General features: G+C 61.1%; 8 protein-coding genes. All 8 read right to left on the reverse strand.

Annotated features, from left to right (window positions below; translation table 11 throughout):
* Positions 1-384 precede the first annotated feature (384 nt).
* Positions 385-1,170 carry a methane monooxygenase/ammonia monooxygenase subunit A gene (locus tag VGI36_17105; protein ID HEY2486865.1) on the reverse strand — a complete coding sequence of 262 codons (786 nt, stop codon included), beginning with the start codon at positions 1,168-1,170 and terminating at the stop codon, positions 385-387.
* 9 nt (positions 1,171-1,179) lie between these two features.
* The gene (locus VGI36_17110; GenBank protein HEY2486866.1) at positions 1,180-2,019 is read right to left on the reverse strand and encodes a methane monooxygenase/ammonia monooxygenase subunit C; all 840 of its coding nucleotides are present in this window, start codon (positions 2,017-2,019) and stop codon (positions 1,180-1,182) included.
* A gap of 46 nt (positions 2,020-2,065) precedes the next feature.
* On the reverse strand, positions 2,066-3,202 hold the full coding sequence (locus VGI36_17115; protein HEY2486867.1) for an SCO family protein: 1,137 nt from the start codon (positions 3,200-3,202) through the stop codon (positions 2,066-2,068).
* A 15-nt stretch (positions 3,203-3,217) separates the two neighbouring features.
* Entirely contained in the window at positions 3,218-4,786 is a 1,569-nt protein-coding gene (locus VGI36_17120; GenBank protein ID HEY2486868.1) for a GMC family oxidoreductase, read from the reverse strand.
* A 12-nt stretch (positions 4,787-4,798) separates the two neighbouring features.
* Positions 4,799-5,335 (reverse strand): gluconate 2-dehydrogenase subunit 3 family protein, encoded by a 537-nt coding sequence (locus tag VGI36_17125; GenBank protein ID HEY2486869.1) that lies wholly within the window; start codon positions 5,333-5,335, stop codon positions 4,799-4,801.
* A 25-nt stretch (positions 5,336-5,360) separates the two neighbouring features.
* Positions 5,361-5,735, reverse strand: a complete 375-nt coding sequence (locus tag VGI36_17130; protein HEY2486870.1) for a c-type cytochrome — start codon at positions 5,733-5,735, stop codon at positions 5,361-5,363.
* 168 nt (positions 5,736-5,903) lie between these two features.
* Positions 5,904-7,343 (reverse strand): hypothetical protein, encoded by a 1,440-nt coding sequence (locus VGI36_17135; GenBank protein HEY2486871.1) that lies wholly within the window; start codon positions 7,341-7,343, stop codon positions 5,904-5,906.
* A gap of 235 nt (positions 7,344-7,578) precedes the next feature.
* Positions 7,579-7,797, reverse strand: a 219-nt coding sequence (locus VGI36_17140; protein ID HEY2486872.1) for a hypothetical protein, incomplete at its 5' end; no start/stop codon positions are given.

Genomic DNA, 7,797 nt, shown 5'->3' on the forward strand with positions numbered 1-7,797 from the left:
CACCTTGGCTGGTGTGATCAACGCGAACAGCGCTAGCGCGACGATCCAGGTGGGCAGTCGCTTAAGCATCTCTCCCCATCCCCACCGCTCTGAGCGTACTGGCGCGTTCTTCACCCCCACCCGACGCGATGCGCCGGTTGCGACGCTGAGGTGGCCTTTTGCCCCGATTCAGTTGCGCGTTGCCGCCGGGCTTGCGAGCGGGCCACAGCATGACCGCCCAATAGCAAACGAAGGCAATCGCAACAGAAAGGCCGAGCGGGCGTCCTAGTTCATCCGGGCCTGCCATGCCGCCGTGCGCGAACCCCAGGGAAGCCGAGGTGAGGATCCACGCGCCCCCGGCGCACGCCCCTGCGATCAGATTGCGTGTTCGGCTTCGCATGGCGGTCACAGCGTCTTGATGTAGCGGCGGATCGGCCACACCGCCAGGTAGCGTCCGATGAACTGGCCTATCCAGTAGCCGACCACGGCGAGCGTGCCACCGAACACCAGCGACACGTACTGGGTTTCACCGAGAAAACTGCGCAGCGCGCCGCGCTCGATATGGCGCAGGTACTCGGGCGTTTGCGAGCGGATGTAAACAATTCCCTGCACGTCCGCGACGGTGAGCACGTGATTCATGAAATGGGCCGGCTGCAGAAACGGCGTGAGCGGCACATAGTTGAACGCCCACACCAGCAGTGCCCAAATGGGCCCTCCGAACAGCGAGGTCAGAATGAAGCTCCGCGTCTTCAGCAGGATCCAATCCAGAATGATTGCGGCGCACACCGTGGAAATCGGCCATACGAAATTCAGCGGGTAAGATTCTGCGACGTGCCACTGAAAGAATCGGCCCACCCAGGCGAACAGGAAAAAAGACACCGCCGTATAGGTGGCCCCGGTCGGGAATCGCCACGCGACCCACTGAATATATTGCAGGGCTGACGGAATGATGATGGTCGCAAACGCGGTGATCACCGGCCACCATTGCGGGTCCTTCCAGTCGGTCCAGAAGTCCCAGTCGCCGGCGAACAGCTGCTTGGTGATGTCGGCGGCACCGCCGACCACGAAGATCGCGGTGACCCAGAACACCAGGTCCCACTTGCGATCGATCCATTTGTACCGCTTGTTGAGCAGCGCGCGGAGCTCAAGCCGGCGCTGACGCTCTCCAGCCGTGGTAGTGCCTGCCGCCATGTCGAGCCCTCAGTCCGCCACGGCTTGCGCGCGCGTGGGCGTTTGCCCGGCGGCATCTTCTTCCGCCTTTTCGATTTCGAGCAAGCGCAATATTGTCTCACCCCATACCGCGAACATCCCGGCGGCCAGCCATCCATACATGACGAATGGCCAATGGAACGGCACCGCGAAGAACTCCTCGGAAATCCACAGGCTGTGGCCCCACTCGTTGAACGCGACTTCCATGCATTCGAGGACCGCGGCGGCAATCAGAAGAAAGAACGACCACGGGAAGCCGAGGTTAGGCGAGTAAAGCGCCGGAATGCGATATCTTCCGTACAGGTACGCGCCCAGAGCGAGCACTACCGAGAGCGGAAAGAAAAAGTAGAACATCGGGATGTGGGTGGGCGTGAGGGCGGTGTCGCGCACCAGAGTCTGATGCCACGCGCCGTCCCAGTTGGGCCAGAAGCTCGCCTCGATGTAGATGGACAGGCTGGTGACCCCGACGATGCTCCACAGCACCGCGATGCGGCGGACCTCTTCGGCACGCGAGAACGGCTCGGTAGCGAGTTGGCGCCCGGTGCGCATAAGCCATCCGTACCAGAGCCCCGTGAAGACGCCGAGCGTGACCAATTCACCCCAGAAAAGCGTTCGATAGTAGAGCGTGAACTCGTGACTCGCCGAGTTGAGTCCGGCCGTGAACGCGAACTTGTAATCCCAGAGCCACAGAAACAAGTTCGCGCCCATCACCAGCGCCGAGCCCCAGAACAGCGATTGCCATCCCACCATCCAATCGGTCGGATTGCGCTCGCTGCCGGTGGCAGCCCCGCCGCCCATCTGCGTGTCGATTTTTCGCGCTGAACCAGCCATTTGCGTACTCCCTGCGGAGCGCTTCGCGACTAAGCGCCTCCGCGTTCTACTGGACCTTGAGCTCCGTAACCACCCGCTGCGAATTCATCCCCATCCCTGCATACTCGCGCTCCTGGCGCAGATCGGGCCCAAGCATGAACACCCGTGTGATATGATTGGGAGAACCGTCCGGCAAGCGCCGGTTATCCACTCCAAATGCTGTCGTTATGCGAGCGACGTCGGCGGCCGTGCCGGTCAGAAACAGCCATCCGCTCATGTCGGCCTGCCGGTCACGCGCCAGCTTTAGGAGCAGCGCGGGCCGATCATGCTCCGGATCGTTGGTAATGGTTACCAGCACTACCCGCGAGCCGAGTTCGGGACGGATCGCGTCGGCGATTTGCCCGAACTTGTTGATCAGAGCGTCGCACATTCCCGGGCATCCGACGTGAACGAAATTCAGCAGTATCACCTTTCCCTTGAGCGAACTCAGATCGACGGGCCGCCCGTGATCGTCAATCAGCCGCACGTTGGGAAGTGTCGCCACCGTCTTGGTGGGCGTGTGACATCCTGCCGCACAGATGCTCAGAGCGACGACCACCACCGCAAGCCGGGTGAATGCCGCGGCACGGCGATGACGGCCGCGTAATACGACGTTGCGCCGATAGCGAATAATCGATATTGCCACCAGCGCGAGTACCCCCAGCACCAGCACAAAAGGCACCACAAGAGCCCGATACCACGCCCTGACCCGAATGGGAAACGAATATTCGGAGGCCTTTGCAGCGCCCGGCGACCCGATTGAGACGGTCGCCAGGTAGCCAAAACCCTCGGCCAGATTGACCTGGGTATCGACCACTCCGCGCGGGTAAACCGCGGGCGCCAGCGAGACCGCAAGATGCCTTGAGCCGTCCCGGCCAGTTGCAAAGATCCGAACCCCGATGGGCACACGTCGCAGCTCATCGCCCAGCGTATCGAGTACGAACACGGTGTTGCCCTCGCGCGGAACCTCGTCGCAATACTCGGCATCCGGGTCGAACTCGGGCTGGTACAGGGTGATATGAATCACCGAGGCGCCAAGCTTGCGCTCGCAAGGATCGTTGGGTCCGCCGAACTTATGTGCGTGCGCGGGTGACGCCGCTACCCACCACAGCCCACACAGCAATGCCACGCGCCAGTGGCACCCGATCGCTTTCCGTTCGCGCAACCCCGCGCCCATCTCTCATAGACTGCGTTTAGTGCACTGGTCCGCGATGTACTCGGCCTGCCGAATCGCCAGAGAGACGATCGTGAGCGTTGGATTTTCGGCGGCGCTGGAGCTGAACTGGCTCCCGTCCGAGATGAACAGGTTGCGGACGTCGTGGGTCTGCCCCCACTTGTTGCATACGCCGTCCGACGGCTTCTCGCTCTGCCGGCAGGTGCCGAGGTTGTGAGTCGATGGATAAGGCGGAACCTCGACGGTCCGCGTAGCCCCGACCGCATCGTACACTGCGGCGCCGCGCTTGTACGCGTAGCTCCGCATTGCGAGGTCGTTCGGATGGTCATCGTAGTGCACGTTCGGGATGGGCAAGCCGAACTTGTCTTTTTCGGTCGCGTGAAGGGTCACCGCGTTGTTCTGCTGTGGCAGGTCTTCACCCACGATCCACATTCCCGCCATGTTCGGATAGCCTTCGAGCAGCTCGGTATACTCCTCGCCCCACGCACCCGGATTCAGGAACGCGGCGGCAAATGGAAGACCCAGCGAGATGGTTTCCAGCTCGAAGCCTCCGGCGAACCCCCGCTTGGTATCAAAGATGGCTTCGTCTTGAATAATTCCCGCCATCACCGTCCCGCGATACATGTGCACCGGCTGTTTGAACACGCCGAAAACCGACCCGGTCGTGTGCCGCATGTAGTTGCGGCCGACCTGTCCCGACGAGTTGGCGAGCCCGCTCGGAAACTTGCTTGAGTGGGAATTGAGCAGCAGGCGCGGCGTCTCTATGGAATTGGCCGCGATGCACACCGCGCGCGCCTTCTGAAATTGATGGTTCCCGTTCTTGTCGGCGTAGAGCACTCCGATCGCGCGGCCTTGATCGTTATGCTGAATCTGCATGACCATCGACTCGGGCCGCAGGTCGAGCTTGCCGGTCTTTTCGGCCGTCGGAATCTCGGTGTACAGCGTCGACCACTTAGCGCCCGATTTGCAACCCTGGAAACAGAACCCGAGCTGCCAGCATGCGGAACGCCCGTCCCGCGGGCGGCTGTTAATGGCCATGCGGCCTGTGTGAACGGTCTTGTATCCGGCGCGGGTCGCGCCGTTGTACATGACCTTGAAGTTGTTGTTGCCCGGCAGACCCGGAATATCGTTGGTGCGCGTCACACCCATCTTGTACTCGGCCTTCGCGTAATACGGCTCGAGCTCCGCGAGGGTGAGCGGCCAGTCGAGCAGGTTCGCGCCGCTTATTCCCGAGTAATGGGACTTGGCCTTGAATTCATGTTCCTGGAGGCGCAGCGAGGCTCCCGCCCAGTGGACGGTCGTCCCGCCCACTGTCTTGCAAATCCACGTCGGGAGGTTGGGGAAGTCTTTCGCGACCCGCCAGTTGCCGGAAGTGGTGCGTTTGTCGAGCCACGCGAGCTGATTGAACGCGAACCACTCCTCGTTGCGAAAGGTCGTCGACGATTGACGGTCGCCCGCTTCCAGCAGGACGACCGGGAGGCCCTTCTGGCAGAGCTCGTTGGCGAGCGTGCCGCCGCCGGCACCCGAGCCGACAACTACGATAACCGAGTCATCATTCGATGCGTAGGTAGCCATCGTTACCCCTCCTCAAGCCGGCTTCGGGCTGGCGGATTCAGGAGGATCGGGCAGCCAGGTCAGGTCGTTGAAGCCCTTGCGAATGTAGCCGCCGAACTTGTAGGCCGGTCCCTGGTAGCCGAGCACCTTCCAGACCGCGGGGTCGCTGTAGAGGCTCTGCAATTCGACGGAGTGGACCTTCTGAAAGAATGGCGTCGCTTCGATTTTCTTGAGCGCGGCGGTCTGCTCCTTTTCGGTCAGATCGACAAAGCGCTTTCCGGCCGCGTCCAGCGTCTCGACGCCTTCCGAAATAAGCTTCGCGACGGTGGAATCGCCCTTGGCAGCCGCATCGATATCGCGCACCACGCTCCAATAGGGACCGTCATCCAGCTGCTTATGGGGAAAGACGCGCCGCGTCATCTTGAGCAGCGTCTCCCCTTGATGCGGCTCGAGCGTCGTAAGCTGCGGTGCGCCCCCGGAGGCAGTGGCGAGACCGACCACGCCAGAGGTGGCGGCCGCCGTACCGACGACCACCAAGGCTCCCGCCTTGAGGAACTCCCGTCTCTTCATGATGATTTCCTCCGTCTCGAAGGACTCACTTACCCCACGCGCGAATCTGCTTCACGATCGCCGCAACTACATCGGGACTATTCACCAGATCCGGGTTTCCCGGCATCGAGGGGCTCAAGCCGACGGCGGGCCCACCCTGTACGATGGCCGTGGCGAGCGTCTTGTCGGTGACCGATTTCTGCCATTTGCGATTGTGAAAGTCTTTCGGGGGCGGAACCAAGGACGGCGCGCCCGGCCCGTGTCCATCGCCGTTCTCGCCGTGACAAATCGCGCACCGATCTGACAGCAAGGCCTTGGCCTCATCGTCCGCGCCGGCGGCCGACACCGATGAAATCGGCGTCATGACCGTCATCAGCGCAAGCGCGCCGACCAGACAAATGAATACGCGAGTCCCACCCACGCGACCCTGATTAGTAGCATAAGTGCCGGGCCGTCAAGTTGAAGAGCGGGCGTCCACGCGGCTGTCTACGCGGCGCCCGCGTAGGATCAATCGCGCCAGCCGCATGAGCTGAAGCAAGCCGTCGAGGCCCGGGGGCGCCTTACGGAGTCCCCCGGGCCCGGTCCTCGATCAAAGGGTTGCCAGGAAATTCGCGAGGTCCTGCTTTTCCTGGTCGGTGAAACCGACGTTGAACCGCTGCTCGTAGAACTCTACCGCATCGCTTAGGGTTGCGGCTGAGCCGTTGTGAAAATAAGGCGCGCGGGCCGCGAGCCCGCGAAGGATTGGCCCTTTGGTCTTACCGATGTCCGCGCAGTTATTGCTGATAAGGGCACGTCCGGGATCGGTGACGTTGAAGGTCTTCCCTAAGAGCGGACTATTCGGATCTGTGCATGTCACAGCGAAGACGGGCAGGCCAGAGACGTCCAGTGGTTGGACCGGGTTGGCATCGGTGATGCCGATGTCGAGCGGCGCCTTCACCGAATGGTCGCCGATATTCGGCGTGTCGTGGCAGGTACCGCAATTGCCGATAAAAGATGGCTGATTAAGGACATCGTTTATGCCAGTTACGCCCGTGATGTTGATTGGCTTCGTGTTGAACACTTCTTCGCCGCGGGCCACGGACTTCCGAAAACTGCTCACCGGGTCGTTGCCAGGCAAATTCGCCCAGTTCGCATAGAGATCGAAAATGTCGCCCGTGAACGGCGTCCCGCACGGGTTAAGCCCGAGCGGGTCGTTGACGCCAATAAAGAACTCGGGGAGCAGCGCGGCCAGAGCGAATGGTCCTCCGCTCTGCGCTACCGAAGTTTCGGTGCATTGCACTGGGTTGGTGCCCGCGATCGGCACGGTCTGGGTCAGCTGCGTTGGCCTCGCCAGCAACAACGTGGCTAGGTTGTCGAAGATCTGCGAGGTGAAAATCCCGCTCTCGAAATTCACGATCTGCGTTTGTTCGGCGGTGGTTGGCCCGGGGTTGTTCCCTTGCGCATGCCCCAAAGTCGCGTCGACCGCCTGATGGGCTAGCGAAGGCTCGCGGCCGTCCCACATTATGGTGCTGAGAAAGCCCAGGTTGGTGGAAGGCAGCGGGCGGCGATACACAGAGACGATTCCCGAGGTTGGACTCGTGAGGCCGGTCGTTGGATCGGTGTTGCACCCGTAAGGATCGCTCAGCACCGACACGGTGAACTTCGCATTGGACGGAATCGCAAGTCCGATGCGAATCAGGCCCTTGTCGATTAGCAGCTTATAAGCCTTTTGCTGGGCGGCCGGTGTCGAGACATCGTCACTTGGACAGGTGGCGCCGTCGACCAGCCGGAACAGGGGGTCGGTGCCGTTGCTTGCGAAGAAGCGATCGTGTGCTGCTTGTGCGCTGATGGTCCACCCGTTCTGAGGTTGATGACAGGTAAAGCAGGTGCGGCCGTTGGTGCCCAGGTTCTGGAAGAAGGGGTTACGCGAGGCCAGCGTCGCGCCGCCAGGCTGATAGCTCGAGATGAGCCCGCTTGGATCGCGATCGGTTTCAAGCTCCGGTATCACCGGCGGAGCCTGCTGCACACTCTGGCTTGGATCAGGAAACATCCTCATTCGCTGTGCCGCGGAAATTGCGGGAGCGGCCCACTCGGTCGATTGGGCACCGGTATCTGCAGTTTGAGCACGAGAAGAGCTAGTAAGAAGCGTGGTGAGGAAAATGAATCCGGCAACGAATCCAACGAACACCCGCGAGGAACTCATATTGTTCATCGCCTCCTACGAAACCCTCTCTACATTGCCCTAGCAAAAATGCCGCCGCGTTATAGTTTCGCTAAATTTCACGTCAAGCAGTTCTTCTCTCTCGAACTTTTAGTTCACATGAACGCTTAGACAGGTCTTCAGCCGAGCTCTCGCGGCGATCCTTGATCGCATACTCCCGCTCTTTAATACGGAAACGACTATGGACCGGATTGAACGTCGGACGGCGAGCTTCTACCTGGACAAAATCGATCTGCTCAAACCGCGCTGAGCCTTTAGCTTCCTGGAGTACTTTGCGGTCTGA

The organism is Candidatus Binataceae bacterium (genome assembly GCA_036495685.1).
Classification (GTDB): Bacteria; Desulfobacterota; Binatia; order Binatales; family Binataceae; genus JAFAHS01.

Excerpts from the sequence above, each read along its gene's own strand:
- VGI36_17110 (HEY2486866.1), bottom strand. The coding sequence starts at position 2,019 with ATGGCTGGTTCAGCGCGAAAAATCGACACGCAGATGGGCGGCGGGGCT.
- VGI36_17135 (HEY2486871.1), bottom strand. The coding sequence starts at position 7,343 with ATGTTTCCTGATCCAAGCCAGAGTGTGCAGCAGGCTCCGCCGGTGATA.
- VGI36_17125 (HEY2486869.1), bottom strand. The coding sequence starts at position 5,335 with ATGAAGAGACGGGAGTTCCTCAAGGCGGGAGCCTTGGTGGTCGTCGGT.
- VGI36_17120 (HEY2486868.1), bottom strand. The coding sequence starts at position 4,786 with ATGGCTACCTACGCATCGAATGATGACTCGGTTATCGTAGTTGTCGGC.
- VGI36_17105 (HEY2486865.1), bottom strand. The coding sequence starts at position 1,170 with ATGGCGGCAGGCACTACCACGGCTGGAGAGCGTCAGCGCCGGCTTGAG.